This window comes from Legionella quinlivanii, assembly GCF_900461555.1.
Lineage (GTDB): Bacteria > Pseudomonadota > Gammaproteobacteria > Legionellales > Legionellaceae > Legionella_C > Legionella_C quinlivanii.
Map to the genome: position 1 here is coordinate 2837223 of NZ_UGOX01000001.1, position 19134 is coordinate 2856356.

A 19134-nucleotide genomic window follows, 5' to 3' on the forward strand; every position below is an offset into this window, starting at 1 on the left:
CCTAATCCACTCTTAAAATCATGGCGAAAATACAAAAACAATTGTACAATGGCTCGCCATTAGGGCGAATTAAATTTTTTATCCCCCGAATAATATTTGTAACCAAGAATAAGAAGGAGAGAAAAGGATGAGAGCTAAGTCATTTTTAAAATTGGGACTGGTCGCAGCAAGCGTCGTCCTGCTGGCATCCTGTTCAAAAACCCCAGGCAGCGCGGGTGATTACTCCGGCATGGGTGATACTGATGCTTCGGCACACGGTCTGGGCCAGTTTACTCGTTTTGCGGGTCAGGAACCAGGTGAATCCTATACCACACAGGCGCCCCATAATCAGTTGTACTTATTCTCTTACGATGATTCCACATTTGCACCTAAATACATGGCCTCTTTAAATGCTCAATCCGATTATTTAAAGTCTCATCCAGGTGCACGCGTGCTACTGGCGGGTCACACTGATGAGCGCGGCAGCCGTGAATATAATATTGCACTGGGCGAGCGCCGTGCAAACACCGTCGCTGAATTAATGCGTATGGCGGGTGTTAGCAGACAGCAAATTCGCGTGGTCAGCTATGGTAAGGAGCGTCCAGCTAATTTCGGCCACGACGAAGCGTCTCACATGCAAAATCGTCGTGTAGAATTTATTTATGAGGCGACAAGATGATTCAAATGAAGCATCGCTTTCTCGCGTTGTGTTTCGCAGGTTTACTTCCATTACAGGCTGCTGCAGAAGCGCCTGTAGTGGATGACAGCGAAAACTTTGCGATTCTCGATGAACAGCAGGCTGATATGGAACAGCAGCCTGTTGCCAAGGCACAACTTGACGATAGTTATCCCGAAGAAGAGATTGCTCTGGTCCAGGATAGTGAACTCACTCACAGTGAAAATGCGGAACTGCTGGACAAACTCCAGGGCATGAGGCAGGAAATACAGGAGCTTCGCGGTCAACTGGAAGTTCAGTCCCATGAATTAAAACAGCTCCAGCAACAGCAACTGTCTTTCTATAAAGATCTCGATTCAAGACTAAGCAACACACTTCAGACCAAATCCATTGCCCGAAATGAAAATCCAACTGAATTAAAGCTGGAAAACAAAACACCGCCGACTGCAAGCCTCAGTCAGGCACCTTCTGCAGTCCCAACAACAGTTAAACCAGTTCAGCAAAGCAATACGGCACTAACCGAAATAAATACAGCGGTGATTCCTTCCGCTAAAAATAATCCTGCCGATGAACAATTAAGCTATCTTGCCGCTTATGAATTAGTAAAGAACAAGCATTTTGATAATGCTTTGGCCGCAATGAATACTTTTGTTGCCCAGTACCCACATGGAGGCTACACAGCCAATGCACATTATTGGCTCGGCGAATTATACATGGTGAAGAAAAACTACGCCGAAGCCATCAGCCATTTTGACCTGGTACTCAAACAATTCCCCTCATCCAGCAAGGCAGCAGCCTGTACCCTGAAAATGGGCTATGCGCTGGCAGCATCAGGTAGAGAAACCGAAGCAAAACAAAGTTTGCAGCAAGTATTAAAAAATTACCCTGACACGCCCACGGCACAGCTCGCCCTGGCTAAATTACATACTCTTAGTACCTCATGACCAAATTAAACAACCAACTGCGTATCACTGAAATATTTCATTCATTACAAGGCGAATCAACGACTGTCGGCCTGCCGACAGTTTTCATACGCCTGACCGGCTGCCCTCTTCGCTGTCAGTATTGCGATACGGCCTATGCCTTTAGTGGCGGCGAAAACACTGAAATCGCAGCTATTCTCGAAAAAGTGGCCAGTTTTGAATGCGCCCATGTCTGCGTTACCGGGGGAGAGCCGCTAGCCCAACCAGGATGTTTACCTCTAATGCAGCAACTTTGCGATGCGGGTTATCAGGTGTCACTGGAAACAAGCGGTGCTCGCGACATAGAAAACGTTGACAAACGTGTCATGATAGTAATGGACTTAAAAACACCGGATTCCGGAGAATGTGCTAAAAACTTATTTAGCAATATTGACTACTTAAAACCCTCTGACCAGATAAAGTTTGTATTATGCAGTCGTAACGATTATGAATGGGCCAATCAGCTTTTACTAGAACACCGTTTGCATGAACGGACCCAGATTCTTTACTCTCCAAGCTGGAATCAATTGCCTGCAACAACTCTGGCGGACTGGATTGTAGCCGATCGACTGCCGGTCAGATTTCAGATTCAGCTGCATAAAATACTTTGGAATGACGCCCCCGGTCATTAACTGCGAGGAGATAATTAATGCAATGGTTTGCTCAGGCCCCGTCAAATATAGCCTTGATAAAATACATGGGAAAAAAGGATGATAACAGCAATTTGCCGGCGAATCCGTCCCTTTCCTATACGCTTCCCAATTTATTGAGCAATGTGACTCTCGATAGTCATTCCGGCAGACAGGATTTCTGGGAGCCACTGCATTTACCAGGCGCAATGCCCTTTGAATTATCGCTGGCTTCTCAGCAGCGCTTCTTAAAGCACCTGGCCTTTCTAAAAAGTCATTTTGATTATCAGGGTTCTTTTTTAGTCCGTTCATCGAATAACTTTCCGCATGGCAGTGGCCTTGCAAGCTCTGCATCCAGTTTTGCAGCCCTGACCAAATGCGCCATCCGCGCACTTTGTGAACTGAAAAATATTCCTTTGCCGCCTATTGCACAAGCAGCCAATCTAAGTCGGCAAGGCTCTGGTTCCTCCTGCCGCTCCTTTTTTGCTCCCTGGGCTCTTTGGCAGGATGACAGCGTGCAAGGCATTGACCTGCCCTATCAGCAACTACTGCATCATGTAGTGGTTATTAGCCGGGAAGAAAAACAAATCTCATCAAGTGAAGCGCATCGTCTGGTTAAAACCAGCAAGCATTATGCTACACGTCCACAAAGAGCAGTAGAAAATCTCAAAGTATTGCTAAACGCTTTACAAGCAAAAAATTGGGCCGATGCCTACCAGATTTGCTGGCGCGAGTTCCATGATATGCATCAATTATTTGCGACCTGTGAACGGCCTTTCACTTATATGACCGCAAATAGCAAATCCCTGCTAAAATCTTTACAGATATTATGGGAAAAAGAAGGTGACGGTCCTATTGTCACTATGGACGCTGGCCCTAACATTCATTTACTTTACCGACCGGATCAGGAAGAGCTGGCCCAGCGCTTTAAACAACAATACTTGGTTGGGAATTATGATGTTTTATGAATTTCAAACTACTACATATGGCAAATGGATTTTAGCGGGTGAACACGCTGTGCTGAGAGGCCATAGCGCACTGGTATTCCCCATTAAGGAAAAAAAACTGATATTTAGTTATAAGCCCTCGGATTCAGAACTTAGCGCCAATTATGAAGGCCCCAACGGCGCTGACATGCACCTGTTATTCTGGAGCGTGCTTGAACAGGGCCAACAATTGCTGGGCCAATCCTTAAATCGTTTGACCGGGCATTTTCACCTGCATTGCAACATCCCGGTGGGCGTAGGTATGGGGGCATCAGCCGCTCTTTGCGTAGCAATGGCCCGCTGGTTTGCCGCCCAGAAATTAATTACCATTGAAACAGTACCTCTTTTCGCAAAAAATCTTGAGGACTTATTTCATGGCAAAAGTAGCGGCCTGGATATTGCCGGGGTGTCCGCTGAATCAGGAATCTATTTTAAGCAAGGCCAGGTCAACCCGATGACTCAGCAATGGAAACCTACCTGGTATCTCTCTTCCTGCGGTCAGATTGGCTTTACCTCACATTGCATCAATCAGGTTAACCAATTATGGCAAAATGATCGTGCTCAGGCCGAGCGCATCGATTTATCCATGCAAAACGCAGTTGATAAATGCGGCGAAGCACTCCAGAAAGAATACTCTCCTGCCGCATTAACCATGCTGAGCGATGCCGTTCAGCAAGCCGGACAGTGTTTTAAAGACTGGGGGCTGGTAAGTGAAAACCTTGGCCATCATATTCAAAGTCTTCTCAATATGGGGGCCTTGGCTGTAAAGCCAACTGGCTCTGGCGGAGGTGGTTATGTGGTCAGTCTATGGGAAAACCATCCCCCTGCGCCCTCCGGTTTTGAATGGATTCCAATCACCTGATTTAAATTCAGCCGTGATCTAAGCCGCGATGGCTTTTTTAACAGGCTGAATTACAAGAAAATGAAGAGAAAGTCTAGTCTAAACTATTGGATCATACAGACAGGTTTATACTATCAACCTATTCTATAAACTGATAATACACCTCATCATCCCTTACCATACCCAGTTCAAAGCGTGCCTGCTCTTCCAAAGCCTGCTCACCGCTTTTCAATTCAAGTATATCAGCTTCAATAGCATGATTACGCACTAATAACTGTTCGTTCTCTACTGTTTTTTCAGCAATTTTATTATCCAGCTGACGCCATTGGCTAATGCTCCCCTCCCCCAGCCACAGTTTGTACTGCAGTCCGATGAGAGCTACCAATAATATGACAATAATTGAGCGCATATCCGTGTAATCAAAGAAGCGGTTATCCAGTATAACTTTGCTTTATGAATTTGTGGAGTCCAGTTCAGCAAAGTTATAGCCCAGGTGCAGAATCAAGGTATTACGAAAATACATTGCCGGCATAGGTTAATCCGGATTGCTCCTGGATTCTGATTAATTGATTGTATTTAGCCACGCGATCCGTACGGCAAAGCGAACCTGTTTTAATTTGACCGCAACCTGTAGCCACCGCCAAATCAGCGATAAAGGTATCTTCGGTTTCACCTGAACGATGAGACATCACGCAACGGTAGCCATTAGCCTGCGCCAAGTGAATAGCCTGACGTGTTTCGGTCAGCGTGCCAATCTGATTTAACTTAATTAAAATCGCATTGGCCATCTTTTGAGAAATTCCCTCTTGCAAGATACGGGGATTGGTAACAAACAAATCATCACCCACCAATTGAATTTTATTTCCCAGCTGACGGGTCAGCTCACGCCATCCATCCCAGTCATTTTCATCCAGACCATCTTCAATACTGACGATAGGATAACTGGCAACCAACTCTTCGTAATAAGCAATCATGCCGGCACTATCTAGGGTCTTATTATCGGAGGCCAAATGATAGGCACTCTCTTTATAGAGTTCTGAAGCAGCAACATCCAGTGCAAACACCAGATCCTTTCCTAATTTATATCCAGCCTGTTCCACTGCCTGAGATAACATATCCAGCGCCTGACGATTTGATTTCAGATCAGGAGCGAAACCACCCTCATCACCCACTGCCGTATTCAAACCCTGTTTCCTCAAAACCGCTTTCAATACATGAAATACCTCAGTTCCCATTTGCAAGGCGCTGAAGAAATCCGAGGCACCTACCGGCATCAGCATAAATTCCTGGATATCGACATTATTATCCGCATGCGCCCCGCCGTTTAAGACATTCATCATCGGAACTGGCATTGACATACACTGGCCCTGGTTAAGACTCATGTAAAGAGGCTCTTTACGGGCATTGGCGAAAGCGCGTGCTGAAGCCAGAGACACCGCCAGTATCGCATTGGCTCCCAGGCGTGATTTATTTTCTGTGCTATCGAGCTGACAAAGTGTTTCATCAATTTGGTCTTGCTTTTCCACTGAAAAGCCTTGCAGTGCCTGATTAATTTCCTGATTAATAAAATCAACTGCCTTGCTGACGCCTTTCCCAGCATAACGGGCTTTATCGCCATCCCGGAGTTCACAGGCTTCTCGACTACCAGTAGACGCCCCGGAAGGAACAGCAGCGCGCCCCATTTCACCGCTCGCTAGTATTACATCAGCCTCTACTGTAGGATTACCGCGTGAATCCAGAATCTCACGGCCTTTTATACTGATAATTTGCATGAATTTAACCTGATAATGTCAAATAAGCCGCTATTGTTTGGTCAATCTCATGGATTGTCAAGGTATTAAATTTCCTGGCAATGACTTTGCTACTATACTGAATGAAGAACAAAAAACTGAAGATGACCACTTGGCATTCCTAATAAAACTAAAATCGGCCTGATACCATGAATGGATTCAAAAATGACTATTCCCCACTGATTAAGCTGGCTATCCCGCTGGCCTTGACCGGTATTCTACAATCCGGGGTTTTCTTTTTTGAAACTGTTTTTCTTTCCCGCTTGGGCCCCGACATTCTGGCCGCCGGATCATTAGTCAGCTGGCTCTTTGGAACCTTTGTGGTCATTCTCTTTGGAACATTAAGCTCCATTAATATCCTGGTGGCTCATAAGTTCGGGGCTAAAGATCATCAGGGGATTACGCGGGTGGTAAGAGACGGCATTTGGCTTGCGCTTATTCTGGTTATCCCCAGTTTCTTGATTTTCCGCAATATGGCACCGGTTTTTCTGGTTTTGGGACAAAGTCCGGCTGTCGTTTCTTCAGCGCAAGCCTATCTGCATGCTATCAGCTGGGGTCTTTTACCCACTTTTATTATGACCGCGCTATTTGAAATCATTATTGGCCTCGGCCATGCCAGAGTCATTCTAAAATTCAGTGTGGTATATGTCGCCATGAATATCCTCTTCAGTTATCTGCTGATATTTGGAAAATGGGGGCTGCCGGCACTGGGAATCGCTGGAGCTGGCTGGGGAATGACTATTGGTTACTGGATTACGGTGGTTCTCCTGGCATTTTATTTATTAATGGATAAATCCTACCATCCCTATTTTAAAAAACTCTTTAATGCCAGCAAACCATCCTATCTCTTCGAGCTGCTGCGTATCGGTTGTCCAATCGGGTTTATGTACTGCATTGAAGTCGGTTTCTTTTTCACCCTGACCCTGATTATGGGCTTTTTTGGCAGTCAACTATTGGCAGCTAACCAGATTGCTATGCAATATCTTGGCACCCTGATGTCGGTTATTTTTTCAATTGCCCAGGCCATAACGGTTCGCATGGGCCATTTACTGGGCGCGGGAGAGACACAAGCCGCTAAAAAAGCAGCGAATGCCGGAATGAATCTCTCTTTTGCTTTCATGTTTCTGGTGGCACTTTGCTACTGGTTCTTACCCTACATACTTATTTCTGTCGATTTTGACCTCAGCAAACCGGAAAATTATTCTATTATTCACGATGCTGCCAGAATCCTTGCCGTCGGTGCATTGTTCCAACTGGCAGAGTCAGTGCGCATCGCACTATTCGGCGCCTTAAGAAGCTTAAAAGATACGCGGTTCACCTTGCTGATTTCAATCTTCAGCTTCTGGCTGCTTGCCTTACCCATCGGCTATATTTTCGCTACGCAATTCGATATGAAAACCACAGGGCTTTGGTGGGGAATGATGATTGGTGCTTTAAGCAGTGTATTTCTTCTTTATTGGCGGTTTCAATACAAAATAAAACATTATGATCATGGCGAGGAGATAAAGAACAGTGGCAAAACTGAACTGAAATAGTTGTCAGGCAGGACTTTGCAACAGTAAACGATTAATTTCTTCGATTTTATCCAGACAGGCTTTATTTAGATGATCAAGCGCTTCAATAGAGAAAGCCCTCTGTAATTTATTCGCTTTCTTACTTAACCTGGTCAAGTCTATGATGTAATCCTCTTTATTTGGATAATCTGCCTCGGTCTCAATTCGTTTAATTGCTTCCATTGCCAAGTGATTTAATAAACCAGCTTTTGTAGTAGTCTCTATTGTAGAATAGATAGTCCACTCAGACGGGCGATTGCTATCGTAGTTCATAATGCAATAGAACAGAACTGTAAATAGCATATTTTTTATAGGAATTTCTCCATATACTTTTAATGCACAGCCCAGCCCGGAAAATCTGTCTTGTTTCATTGTCTCTGCAAGAAAATGCCTCGATTTTTTTTCCGAGTTATAAATAAAATCTCTCATAGAATAATTTACTGCCGAGGCATGCTCAGATTCTGCCGGAAAGAAACCACAATGATTCATTAAAAACTTAAGCATTTGCAATATTGATTAGCCCCGAACCTGATCAAAATACTACCACAAAGTCCATTTCTTTTCAACAAGCCTTCACTCGAATGAAAGCCCGATTGCGACTTATTTTTCTATCCCGGAGCTGGACTTGCTAACCACTTTCACTTTAATGTACAGCGTAGAATTTTGTGTGAACGGGGTACCCGCGCGAATGACCTCAGTATTCTGATCAGCGGCCGGCTCACCCTGAGCGGTTCCCAGAGGCACCCATTCATTTAAAGGCAGCATGACAGTGGTCATAACCTGCTGCTGATTAAAGCTCTGATCGCTAGTCTGAGTATCCTGTTCACGAATCCTTTTAACTGAGAGCCTGACTTTTTGTCCCTGCAATAATGGTTCAACCATTAATCCGGTCTGAACAAGACGACGGTCATAGCTGACCCCAGCGCTCCAGAATCCAATTCCTACATTGCTAATGACAGGTTGATCTTCTCCCGTACTAATAAAGGCTGACTCGCCATTCATCACCTTAACCGACTGATAGCGCTGCTGGTTCTGATTGGACGAGGTGCTGATACTGATGGTATTCGAGTTTTGCGTACTCAGCCAGTCAGGGTCACCCTGGAATACGGCAATTTCAAAAGTTACTGGCGGCTGGTCTAATTTATGAAGGACTCCACGAAGCTGGGTTAATGTGTCGGGAGTGACTTTAAGAATCAGGGTCTGACCGCTGCCGCTTACTGCCTCTCCCTGAGATAATAAGGGCTGAATTAACTGAATTACATTATCCGCCTGCTGATAATGAAGATTAATGACTTTGGTAACCATTTCAGCGGCAAACAGGCTTCCGGTAAAAAACCATAATGTCCATATTAAGCGTCTCATGTGAACAGCTCTCCCTGATTCGTTTCACTGACATTCTGAGCATAGCACGAAAATTATAATGAAAAATATTAATCGAAAATTGCATCTTGCATAATGACAAGTATATAATCGCGGCATCGCGAATAAGGTGATAGCAAATTCATGACACGCATTTTTAATATGTTCGGACCTTCACCTATCCGTCCTATTGAGCAACACATGCGCAAGGTAACTCAATGCGCAAAACAGCTTCTGCCTTTTTTTGAAGCAGTGCTAAGACTTGACTGGCCAAGCGCCAGCGATATCCAGGAAAAAATATCAATTCTTGAAAAAGAAGCCGATATGATCAAGCGCGATTTACGGCTCCATCTTCCAACTGGCCTTTTTTTACCAGTCTCACGGACCGACCTGCTTGAGCTATTAAGTGCTCAGGATAGAATTGCCAATAAGGCGCAAGATATCGCAGGATTAATTGTCAGCCGTCAGATGATTATTCCGTCAGCACTGTCCACCGTGTTCATGCCCTTTTTAAATAGTTCTCTTGATGCAGCCAAACAGGCCTGCAAAGCAATCAATGAACTGGACGAACTGCTCGAAAGCGGTTTTCGCGGAAGCGAAGTCAAAATCGTTGAAGAAATGATCATGACTCTCGATGAAATCGAACACGACAGTGATGACAAATTGGCGGATATCCGACACCGCATTTTTGACCTGGAAAAGGATTTACCACCAATTGAAGTGGTTTTCCTTTATAAGCTGGTCCAATGGATTGGTGATTTAGCTGATCATGCCCAGATTGTGGGCGGCAAATTACAAATTCTAATCGCCAGGTAGTATATCTTATGGATTATTCTGTATTCTTTTTCTTTGCGGCTATTGCTTTATGTTTTCTGATGACCTGGGGGGTCGGCGCGAACGACCTGGCTAATGTCATGAGTACTACAATGGGCTCCAAAGCGGTCACTGTCCGGCAAGCAATGATTATTGCAATTGTTTTTGAGTTTGCCGGTGCTTTTCTGGGTGGGAGCGGTGTTACTGAAACCATGCGCGATGGGATTATCGTCAGCAGTGAATTATCCGAGCAGCCTTTAATCCTTATTGAAGGTATGCTAAGCGTACTGCTTGCCTGTACTGTGTGGATGAATCTCGCCAGTTATTTTGGTCTTCCCGTCTCTATTACCAATGCGATTGTGGGTTCAATGGTGGGCTTTGGCAGTGTGGTTTTGGGAGCTGATGCCATTCATTGGTCACAAGTGTATCGTATTGCCGCTGGCTGGGTCACTTCGCCAATGATTGCAGGCATTACCGCATACTTCCTGTTCATCAGTATTCAACAGACAATCTTTATCAAAAGCGATCCGCTTGAAAAGGCCAAATTATATATTCCGATTTATCTTTTTTTGATTGGTTCAGTTCTATCGTTCATTACTGTCTTTAAGGGCTTAAATCATTTTGATATCCACCTCAATTTCAAGCAGGATCTGGCAGTCACCCTGGCAACCAGCATTGTTATTACGCTTATCGGAATAATTATTATTCGCAGAATTCCCGAGGTTCCTAAAATCAGACGCCGGGAGCGTTTTCTGCAAGTCGAAAAATATTTCGCAGTGCTAATGGCCTTAACCGCCTGCGCTATGGTATTCGCACATGGAGCCAATGACGTTTCCCTGGCGGTGGGTCCATTAACAATAATTCATAGTCTGATAACCCAGGCCAATACGCCAATTGCGGTTACTCAATATCCTGCCTGGATTATTTTTCTGGGATGTTTCGGAGTTATTATCGGCTTTTTGATGTATGGACGCAAAGTAATTGAGACCGTAGGCAGTTCAATTACAGCATTAACACCCAGCAGGGCTTTCGCGGCCACGCTGGCTGCCGCCACTACAGTTGTCGTAGCAACCAGTACAGGCATTCCGGTTTCAGCGACTCAAACCCTGGTAGGAGCCGTTCTGGGGGTGGGTCTGGCCCGCGGCATTGGCGCATTGAATCTGATAGTAATTCGCAACATATTCATGTCCTGGATTCTAACCTTACCAGCCGCTTCGTTATTAACAGTTCTGGCTTATAAGACATTGCATTTCTTTTTGGGATAGAAATGGCGTATAGCGCAATACGTAGGTAAATTAAGTGAACTATTGCGGGTTGGGCCCTTGCCTCACGCAAATGGGTTGAACCACTCCAGACTCGATGTTGGGCCAAGGGCCCAACCTACAGATGCGGATCTAATAAAATTAAAAATCTTCCCAGATCTCTTCTTTGTTATTATCTCTATTTGCATGATCACGAAAATAAAAAATTCGTTTATGCTTTTTAATCTCTTTTTTTTGAGAAGCCGATTTCTCATGCTCCGCATCAAATTGAAACAGGAATTTATCAATAGGACTGACAAAAGCCTTATCAATATCTTTTTTGCTCATAGTACATTCCAACGTAACATAATTAATTAATTTTAGCGCTTTTTATGATAACTTACCAACATTCGTTTCTCAATCAGGAGTTTTGATGACGGCAATTAAACAAGCTGAGTTACACGTTCATTTAGAAGGCACTATTTCCCCACAATTAGCTTTAAAGCTTGCCAAGCGCAATCGCATTGACCTGCCGCCTGCTTTATTCGCAGCGGATGGACAGTCTTATCAATACAAAGATTTTCTGGATTTTCTGAAAGCCTATGATTCAGTCGCGGCAGTGATTAAAAAGCCAATGGACTACTATGACATCACTTTTGATTATCTAAAAGAACGAGCTGACGCGGGAGGTATTTATGTAGAGTTCATGTATTCTCCGGATCATGCGGAAATGTCCAGCGGTATCCCTTCCTGCGAGCATTTGGCAGCCATACAGCAGGCTATTGATGATGCTGAAGCCGGGCATCAGATTATCGGGAGAATTATTGTTACCGCAGTCAGGCATTTTGGCGAAGACTCTGCCATAAAAGTGGCAAAACAAGCCATTAGGGAGAAAGTTCCCTGTATCACTGGGTTTGGTCTGGGCGGCGATGAGATTAATTTTCCACCCAAACTATTTACGAAGGCTTATCAGATTGCTGCTGAGGGCGGTTTGGAATGCACGGTTCATGCCGGTGAATTTGCTTCTGCAGAAGGTATGATGGAGGCGATGGACTACCTGCCTGTTAAACGCATAGGACATGGTGTGCGAGCTATCGAATCCCCTGAAACCATGGCTCGGCTTAAAGACAAGGGAATAGCACTCGAAGTGTGTCCGGGCAGCAATGTCGCTCTGGGCCTCTTTCAAAACCTTGAAAGCCATCCCCTTCCTCAATTATTGGCGGCCGGCATCAGAATCAGCTTAAACTCAGATGATCCGCCTTTTTTCCGTACCAATTTGGCTAATGAATATATACAGGCCCAGAAAATTTACGGTTTTTCCGATCAGCAAATGCTAAATTTCACCCGCATGGCGATTGAGGATGCCTTTGTCGATGAGCAAACCCGCAAGGAATTGCTGCAGCGGTTGCAATAATTGCACTCGGTCTGTAGCCTGAAAATTACAGACCTTTCTCTCTTGACTTATAGGCTGGATGACCTATTGTCAATACAGACAGGTATAATTTTGAAATAGGGAGTGTTTCATGTTTTCAATGAAGAATGTACTGCACGGAATTATTGCAGGGATTATTGCCGGCATCGTATTCAGTTTTTTCCTGTTGATGGGAGGAATGGTTGAAACCCTGGGAGCAATCATCAGAATGCCCACTCTGACAGGTGGACTTCTTGTCCATGCCATTGTCAGTATTATAACTGGTATTGTATTCGCCGTCGTTTTTGGCTATTTCATTCATTCCTGGGGTCTTGCGATATTACTGGGGCTACTTTTTGGTTTGGGTATGTGGATAGCTGGCCCAATGACCTTATTACCGTATATGGCTGCTGGAACTCCTCTCTTTTCAAAATGGAATTTAGTGGATTTGAAAGCCAATATCCCTCCGCTGGTAGGGCATTTGGTCTATGGATTCCTTTTGGGTGTTGTTTACTACACGCTGAGAATTAATCAATCCCGAGTATAAAACAGTTAGACAGGTCCAATCCGGCCTTTCTAAATGGTATATAATCTGATTAATCACCAAGGTGATGGAGCACCTATGCAATCTTTAGCAATGATGCAAGCGGTATTGGAAAATATACCGCAACTGGTATTCTGGAAATCGGCAGATGGATTCTACCTGGGTGCCAACAGGCATTTTCTGGAGTTTGTCGGTGTGCAATCCCCGGAATCTTTGGTTGGTAAAACAGATGCTGAGCTCGCAATGGCTCATCCAGTCATTCGCTATTTTGCCGAAGCGGATGATCAGGTATTAATGCACAGGATTCCGCATTCGGCAATTACCCGAACTATTCAGCATCATAACCAAGCACTGACCCTGCTAATGGATAAATCCCCCTTGTTATCCCAAACGGGGCAGTTAATGGGATTGCTTGGCGTGGTTACGGTCAAAGATCATCATTCAGCAAATGATATTTATTTAAAGGGTATCATCGACAGCCTTCCTCATCTTATCTATTGGAAAGATATTCGCTCGGTATATTTAGGTTGTAACCGCCGTTTTGCAAATTTACTCAATTCAACCCCGCGCGACATTATCGGTAAAACTGATTTTGAATTAAACTGGCGAAGAGAGGACGCCGAACTCTTTGTTTCAGGCGATCTGGACGCTATGTCGGGCAATGCTAAAATTAATGTTGAAGAAACCATTGCTAAAGCTGATGGGCGGTTGGTCACCATGCTCGCCAGTAAAGTCCCTATGTATGATGAGCAAGGTGTTTGCATTGGCGTATTGGGCTTATCGGTGGACATTACTGAGCGCAAACAGCTGGAGGTTAATCTGCAAAAACTGCTTGAAACATCCCAGGCGGCTAATCTGGTCAAAACCGAATTTATTGCTGATATGAGCCATGATATCCGAACCCCAATTACCGGAATCATTGGCATGTCAAAAATGCTTGAGGACAATTCGACTACAGCGGAAAATAAACAATATGCGCAATGGCTTAGTCAAAGCGGAGAGCAATTATTAACCTTGTTAAATGCTGTTCTCAAGACTATCTCTACTGATAGTCCACATGAAGAGATGGACAGCGACTGGTTTAATCTGACCGACTGCCTAAACAGTCTGGTCAAACTGGAACTGCCTGCCATTCAGACGAAACAGTTATCGCTGGTGCTGGTGATTGGACAAAATGTTCCAATTCAGCTTTTTGGTGATCAGCAAAAACTACACCGTGTTTTATTAAATCTAATTGATAATGCAATCAAATTTACCCATAACGGTTCGATTTTATTGAAAGTGGAGCGCATTTCAGAAGGATTCTTACAATTTCAGGTGATTGATACCGGTGCAGGGATCCCCAATGAGACGCAGCAAAGAATAGTTGAACGCTTCAATTCCCCTCTCCCTTCTTTAAACAATGAGGAACAAGAAAAAATAGGGTTTCATATCGTTCAAAAGTATCTTCAGTTAATTAAAGGCAAGTTTCAACTAAACAGCATTGAAGGCGAGGGAACGACAGTGAGCTTAACCATTCCTCTTAAAAAAATCAGCCCACAAACCGAATGTCTCCCAGCAATGCAAGTTAGAAATGCCTTGTTAACTGATTTGGAGCAACCAGGCAAACCAGCGCCTGTAGTTCCTTTAAAACTGGAATCTCAAGGATCGAGAGTTCTTTTAATAGAGGATAATCTGATTGCACGAAAAATGGCAGAAACCATGCTGGATAAACTAGGCTGTGAATATATTTCAGCTGACAATGCTGAGGCCGGTTTTGAATTGATACGCAGCCACCCTATCGATATTGTCATTACAGATCTTGAATTGCCGGGTATGGATGGATTTCAGTTTGCGGCTCTAATCAGACAATGGGAAAAAGAACACCACCAGGAAGAGCGGCTTATCTTCGCTTTGACTGCTCATTCCGCTAACGAGGTGGATGAGCCTCGGGCAAATATGGTCAATCAGGTTCTCACCAAGCCCTTATCTATGAGCACCCTTGAGCAAATATTACCTCATATCAGGTTGCATACGCCCTTGGCGAATACAAACGAATCGGCAATCAATGCATTGAATCATTTTCCGATTTTTGACAAGGAACAAGCCCTTTCACAATTGGGCAGCGAAAAAGAGATGCTTGATCTATTAAAAATGCTGATCACAAAAGAGCTCCCTGAAGACCGTCAGGCTTTACAGAATGCATTTATAGGTCATGAATGGCAAAAGCTTGAACGAATCGCTCATAAGTTAAAAAGCGGGGCAGCCTATTGTGGCACACAACGTCTTTTTTCTGCCTGTGAATCTTTAGAAAAGGCATTAAAGGATGGCTACACCCCTTCCTCAGAGCAATTGTATGAGCAACTACAACAGATCATCGTGCAAACCGAACAGGTACTGACACCTTATGTGAATAAATTATAATTTGACGATGATTTCAGCTAGTTTATTTCGTCAGCAGTTATTGTAGGTTGGCCCTGTGCCTAATAGCGCTGCCTTAAGTAAGATATTTACCTACTTCCCCTGGCTTGTCCAGGGGATCCAGAGTCCAATCCTGACACGAGATTTCTGGATCCCTCGGACAAGTCGATGGACGCAGGAGTAGGGTTAAAGCCTTACGAAGGATTTAGCTCATCTCTTCCATGTACTGACGAAGTTTTTTCATAGCGTTTTTTTCAAGCTGACGGACCCTCTCCGCAGAAACACTGTATTTTTCAGCTAAATCCTGCAGGGTTGTTTTATCATCCGCAAGCCAGCGTTGCTGAAGAATATCCTGACTTCTGTCATCGAGTCGTTCAAAAGCAACCGACAGATTATCCCGGCCGAGTTCGCCGCTTCTTTCTTGCTCAACCAAATAGGCTGGATCATTATGCTCATCGTGCAAGAAATGAGCCGGAGCTTTATAGGCGTCATCATCGTCATCAGTCGCCAAGGCATCATAGGAAGAATCCATCGCGTTGAGCCGCTGCTCCATTAGCAACACTTCCTCGCGCGAAACCCCCAGATCTTTGGCCACGTCATCCACTTCCTGATGACTCATCCATCCCAAACGGTTTTTCATCTGCCGCAAATTGAAAAACAATTTACGTTGCGCTTTGGTTGTAGCGACTTTCACAATACGCCAGTTGCGTAATACAAACTCATGAATTTCTGCTTTAATCCAATGGACTGCAAATGAAACCAGACGAACTCCCATTTTAGGGTCAAAGCGTTTTACCGCTTTCATCAGGCCAATATTACCTTCCTGGATTAAATCATTTAAGGGCAAGCCGTAGCCCAAGTAGCCGCGGGCAACCCGCACTACATAACGTAGATGGGCCAGCACAAGCTGGCGTGCGCTTTCGAGATCGTTTTCATTTTGAAAACGCTCTGCATAATCATGTTCTTCTTCAGCAGATAGCATTGGAATAAGATTGACTCGATGGATGTAGGCATCGAGACTTCCAATCGGTAAATTGATTGATGCTAGTTGTAACTGCCGATTCATACTACTCCTCCAGTTATTCCATCACCAAAAATCAAAACTGAACGCTGTCTTCCTGTTTGATGTAATTATGAGTAAGGGACAGCAGGAAATTACCAGAAAACACTGCTTCAAGTGCTCAATACCATATTATACACCCCCTGTAAAGTAAATTACAATACAGAGGCTCCTCACAAAGACTCAGGAACGGAGCCTGTTAATGATAAGGCCCTATAGAAGCCAACTGCCGTCTGACTGATAAATGCGCTCCCAGCCATCCCAATAAAATTGCAGCAAGAACAATTGAATAAGCTTGTTTCACTGATAAGCCCTGCAACGGGTAATTCATATGATAAACAGAGGCCAGTTCCTGAACAGCAACGGCAATACTCAGCATAAAAATATTAACAAAAAGAACTGCAAAAATTGCCCCCAGCAATCCATACCAAATGCCAGAATATAGAAAAGGACGAAGAATAAACGATTCGGTAGCGCCAATTAATTTTAATACCTGGATTTCCTCATGACGATTATGAATTGCCAGGCGCAAAGTATTACCGACGATTAACACCACAGCAGAAGCCAGCAAAGCCATCAGGGCATGAGCAATCTTTCCGGCAAAACCTAATATGGCATGCAAGCGCGTTATCCACTCCATATCCAGTTTGGCCTGTTCGACCTGGGGCATGGATTGCAGACGTTCAAACAGTTGTCTGACCTGCAGGGGATTATTAACTGAAACCGCAGGAATCACGTCAATCACCGCCGGCAACGGATTTTCCGGCAGATATTTCATAATATCATGCATACCTTCTTGCTGCTGCAATTCCTGCATACCCTCATTAGCGGTTTTCAAAGAAGCCTGGCCGACCCCTCCCACTGCGCGTACTTCCTGCAGCAAGGCGGCTTCCTCAGCTGAGGATACATTGGACTTTAAATAAAGAGAAATATGACCGCCCTGCTGCCAGTCAATCGTTAACTGATTCAAATTTTCTGAAAAAACCCAGAATAAGGTGGGTAAAGTCAAGGCAATTGCAATCACAATCACAGTCATCATTGTCGCTAAAGGTTTGCGGCAAAGGTGATTAAAACTATTGGTAGCTGCCTGCAGGTGATAGGCTCCTGCCTGCTTTAAATTATTCAGCATATCCGGCCTCCTTTAAGCATGATAATCCGATGCTTCATTCCGGCAATCAAAGCCAAATCATGTGTGGCAATCAGAACGCTTACCCCTACCTGATTAAACAGTGCGAACAATTTCATGATTTCTGCAGACAAACCGGGATCAAGATTTCCTGTGGGTTCATCAGCAAGTAATAAATCCGGTTTATGCACTACTGCCCTGGCTATCCCCACTCGCTGCTGCTCTCCTCCCGATAAATGAACAGGCAGCATTTTTTCCTTGCTGAGTAAACCCACCATGTCCAGAGCCGCATGCACACGCTTGGCTATCTGAACGGGAGGAATGGCCTGAATCTGCAGAGGCAAAGCGACATTGTCAAAGATGCTTCGATCGCTCAAAAGATGCGGGGACTGGAAGGTGATTCCCAAACTGCTGCGATATCTGGCAATATCATTATTGCGCAATTGATTTAAACGTACGTTATTCACAATCACTTGACCGGAAGAGGGATCTTCCAGCTTGGAAATTAATTTTAGCAAAGTACTTTTGCCAGCCCCTGAATGGCCGGTAAGAAAAGCCATTTCTCCTCTTTCGAGGGAAAAATCGATTTGGCTTAAGGCTTCAAATCCACCTGGATACCGTTTACTGACCTGTTCAAATTTAATTATCATTAAACAATGCCTTGACAAATTGTGACGGTTCAAAGGGACGCAAATCGTCTATCCCTTCACCAACTCCCAAATAACGAAATGGTATCGCCAACTCATTGGCAATAGCAAATAAAATTCCTCCTCGCGCCGTGCCGTCAAGCTTGGTCATGGTAATACCGGACAAACCAACCGCCTGGTGAAATTCACGCGCCTGATTCAAAGCATTTTGCCCAATACTGGCATCGAGCACCAACATCGTTTCATGGGGGGCATCAGGATTTATTTTTTGCATAACCCGCTTCACTTTTTTCAGCTCTTCCATCAGGTTATTTTGAGTATGCAAGCGCCCCGCAGTATCTGCAATCAGAATGTCTATACCGCGGGCAGTAGCCGCCTGCAAGGCATCATAAATCACCGAGGCACTGTCAGCGCCTGTATGCTGAGCGATCACCGGGATTTCATTTCTGGCCCCCCAAACCTGCAACTGCTGCACGGCTGCTGCCCGAAAGGTATCTCCAGCGGCCAGCATCACTTTTTTGCCTTGCTGCTGAAATTGTTTGGCAAGCTTGCCAATGGTCGTAGTTTTTCCCGCTCCATTTACCCCAACCGCCAAAATTACGAAAGGCTTGTGGGCCTTATTATCAATCAGGAGGGGCTGTGAGCAAGGACTGAGGATGGCTTCCAGTTTATCTTTTAAACTGCGAAACACCGCATCCCCATCATTGAGCTGCTTTCGAGCCATTCCCTCGCTTAACTGCTTCAATACCTCCTGACTGGTATCAATTCCCAGATCGGCACTAATCAGCACGGTTTCCAGTTCCTCCAGCAAACCTGCATCAATTTGTTTTTTTCCAAGCAGTAAGCGCCCAACGCTATCCCCAAATTGCTGCCGTGTTTTAGCCAATCCGCGTTTCAGGCGGGTATAAAGGCTTAGTCGTGATTCTTCTTGCGGTTGTACTTCAGGCAAGAGCGGTGCAGCAGCTGGAGCCGTTTCGGGTGTTTCAATTGCCATAGCCTCTCGCTGAGGCTGATGAGTGTCGCTTTCAGGCTCTGGAGATGAGTTTTTTGTAGAAACATCCTGATTTTTTTTAAACCATTTAATCATAAGGTATACAAAAGAGAGGAAATATGGAAT

General features: G+C 44.6%; 20 protein-coding genes. 11 read left to right on the forward strand and 9 right to left on the reverse strand.

Annotation, left to right across the window (positions count from 1 at the left end; all coding sequences use genetic code 11):
* Positions 1-127: 127 nt before the first annotated feature.
* The 5 genes from pal to DYH61_RS12145 are packed head-to-tail and all read left to right on the forward strand — an operon-like array spanning position 128 to position 4094.
* The gene (gene pal / locus DYH61_RS12125; RefSeq protein ID WP_058507777.1) at positions 128-658 is read left to right on the forward strand and encodes a peptidoglycan-associated lipoprotein Pal; all 531 of its coding nucleotides are present in this window, start codon (positions 128-130) and stop codon (positions 656-658) included.
* On the forward strand, positions 655-1599 hold the full coding sequence (gene ybgF, locus DYH61_RS12130; RefSeq protein ID WP_058507778.1) for a tol-pal system protein YbgF: 945 nt from the start codon (positions 655-657) through the stop codon (positions 1597-1599). Before pal ends, ybgF begins: the two co-directional genes overlap by 4 nt.
* On the forward strand, positions 1596-2249 hold the full coding sequence (queE, locus tag DYH61_RS12135) for a 7-carboxy-7-deazaguanine synthase QueE (protein ID WP_058507779.1): 654 nt from the start codon (positions 1596-1598) through the stop codon (positions 2247-2249). Before ybgF ends, queE begins: the two co-directional genes overlap by 4 nt.
* A gap of 17 nt (positions 2250-2266) precedes the next feature.
* Positions 2267-3214 carry a diphosphomevalonate decarboxylase gene (locus tag DYH61_RS12140; RefSeq protein ID WP_058507780.1) on the forward strand — a complete coding sequence of 316 codons (948 nt, stop codon included), beginning with the start codon at positions 2267-2269 and terminating at the stop codon, positions 3212-3214.
* A complete protein-coding gene (locus DYH61_RS12145) occupies positions 3204-4094 on the forward strand; it encodes a mevalonate kinase family protein (protein WP_058507781.1) in 891 nt (296 codons plus the stop codon). Before DYH61_RS12140 ends, DYH61_RS12145 begins: the two co-directional genes overlap by 11 nt.
* A 118-nt stretch (positions 4095-4212) precedes the next feature.
* Here the strand turns inward: DYH61_RS12145 and ftsB are convergent, their stop codons facing one another.
* Positions 4213-4482, reverse strand: coding sequence for a cell division protein FtsB (ftsB, locus tag DYH61_RS12150; RefSeq protein ID WP_058507782.1), 270 nt, complete (start codon positions 4480-4482; stop codon positions 4213-4215).
* A 100-nt stretch (positions 4483-4582) separates the two neighbouring features.
* Entirely contained in the window at positions 4583-5845 is a 1263-nt protein-coding gene (gene eno, locus DYH61_RS12155; protein WP_058507783.1) for a phosphopyruvate hydratase, read from the reverse strand.
* A 167-nt stretch (positions 5846-6012) separates the two neighbouring features.
* Here eno and DYH61_RS12160 point away from each other — a divergent pair, with 167 nt between their 5' ends.
* Positions 6013-7398: an MATE family efflux transporter gene (locus DYH61_RS12160; protein ID WP_058507784.1), complete on the forward strand. Its 1386-nt coding sequence runs from the start codon at positions 6013-6015 to the stop codon at positions 7396-7398.
* Between the two features lie 3 nt (positions 7399-7401).
* Here DYH61_RS12160 and DYH61_RS12165 read toward each other — a convergent pair whose 3' ends face one another.
* Together DYH61_RS12165 and DYH61_RS12170 are read right to left on the reverse strand one after the other, a co-directional pair.
* Complete coding sequence (locus tag DYH61_RS12165) at positions 7402-7788, reverse strand: hypothetical protein (RefSeq protein ID WP_133129070.1); 387 nt, start codon at positions 7786-7788, stop codon at positions 7402-7404.
* Positions 7789-8016: 228 nt separating this feature from the next.
* The gene (locus tag DYH61_RS12170; RefSeq protein ID WP_058507786.1) at positions 8017-8778 is read right to left on the reverse strand and encodes a type II/III secretion system protein; all 762 of its coding nucleotides are present in this window, start codon (positions 8776-8778) and stop codon (positions 8017-8019) included.
* Positions 8779-8919: 141 nt separating this feature from the next.
* On the opposite strand from DYH61_RS12170, the gene DYH61_RS12175 reads away from it, so the two are divergent.
* The gene (locus tag DYH61_RS12175; RefSeq protein ID WP_058507787.1) at positions 8920-9591 is read left to right on the forward strand and encodes a TIGR00153 family protein; all 672 of its coding nucleotides are present in this window, start codon (positions 8920-8922) and stop codon (positions 9589-9591) included.
* An 8-nt stretch (positions 9592-9599) separates the two neighbouring features.
* A complete protein-coding gene (locus DYH61_RS12180) occupies positions 9600-10853 on the forward strand; it encodes an inorganic phosphate transporter (protein ID WP_058507788.1) in 1254 nt (417 codons plus the stop codon).
* A gap of 138 nt (positions 10854-10991) precedes the next feature.
* Here DYH61_RS12180 and DYH61_RS12185 read toward each other — a convergent pair whose 3' ends face one another.
* Entirely contained in the window at positions 10992-11177 is a 186-nt protein-coding gene (locus DYH61_RS12185) for a CBU_0585 family protein (RefSeq protein ID WP_058507789.1), read from the reverse strand.
* Positions 11178-11262: 85 nt separating this feature from the next.
* On the opposite strand from DYH61_RS12185, the gene DYH61_RS12190 reads away from it, so the two are divergent.
* The 3 genes from DYH61_RS12190 to DYH61_RS12200 all read left to right on the forward strand — a co-directional run bounded on the left by DYH61_RS12190 (position 11263) and on the right by DYH61_RS12200 (position 15187).
* Entirely contained in the window at positions 11263-12243 is a 981-nt protein-coding gene (locus DYH61_RS12190) for an adenosine deaminase (protein WP_058507790.1), read from the forward strand.
* Positions 12244-12352: 109 nt separating this feature from the next.
* Positions 12353-12787 carry a hypothetical protein gene (locus tag DYH61_RS12195; protein WP_058507791.1) on the forward strand — a complete coding sequence of 145 codons (435 nt, stop codon included), beginning with the start codon at positions 12353-12355 and terminating at the stop codon, positions 12785-12787.
* A 75-nt stretch (positions 12788-12862) separates the two neighbouring features.
* The gene (locus DYH61_RS12200; protein WP_058507792.1) at positions 12863-15187 is read left to right on the forward strand and encodes a PAS domain-containing sensor histidine kinase; all 2325 of its coding nucleotides are present in this window, start codon (positions 12863-12865) and stop codon (positions 15185-15187) included.
* A 202-nt stretch (positions 15188-15389) separates the two neighbouring features.
* Here DYH61_RS12200 and rpoH read toward each other — a convergent pair whose 3' ends face one another.
* From rpoH to ftsY, 4 genes are all read right to left on the reverse strand, one after another.
* Positions 15390-16250, reverse strand: a complete 861-nt coding sequence (gene rpoH / locus DYH61_RS12205) for an RNA polymerase sigma factor RpoH (protein WP_058507793.1) — start codon at positions 16248-16250, stop codon at positions 15390-15392.
* A 193-nt stretch (positions 16251-16443) separates the two neighbouring features.
* Positions 16444-17373, reverse strand: coding sequence for a permease-like cell division protein FtsX (gene ftsX / locus DYH61_RS12210; protein WP_058507794.1), 930 nt, complete (start codon positions 17371-17373; stop codon positions 16444-16446).
* Positions 17367-18017: a cell division ATP-binding protein FtsE gene (ftsE, locus tag DYH61_RS12215; RefSeq protein WP_058507914.1), complete on the reverse strand. Its 651-nt coding sequence runs from the start codon at positions 18015-18017 to the stop codon at positions 17367-17369. Before ftsE ends, ftsX begins: the two co-directional genes overlap by 7 nt.
* On the reverse strand, positions 18010-19104 hold the full coding sequence (ftsY, locus tag DYH61_RS12220; protein ID WP_058507795.1) for a signal recognition particle-docking protein FtsY: 1095 nt from the start codon (positions 19102-19104) through the stop codon (positions 18010-18012). The genes ftsE and ftsY overlap by 8 nt, the downstream gene beginning before the upstream one ends.
* Positions 19105-19134 lie beyond the last annotated feature (30 nt).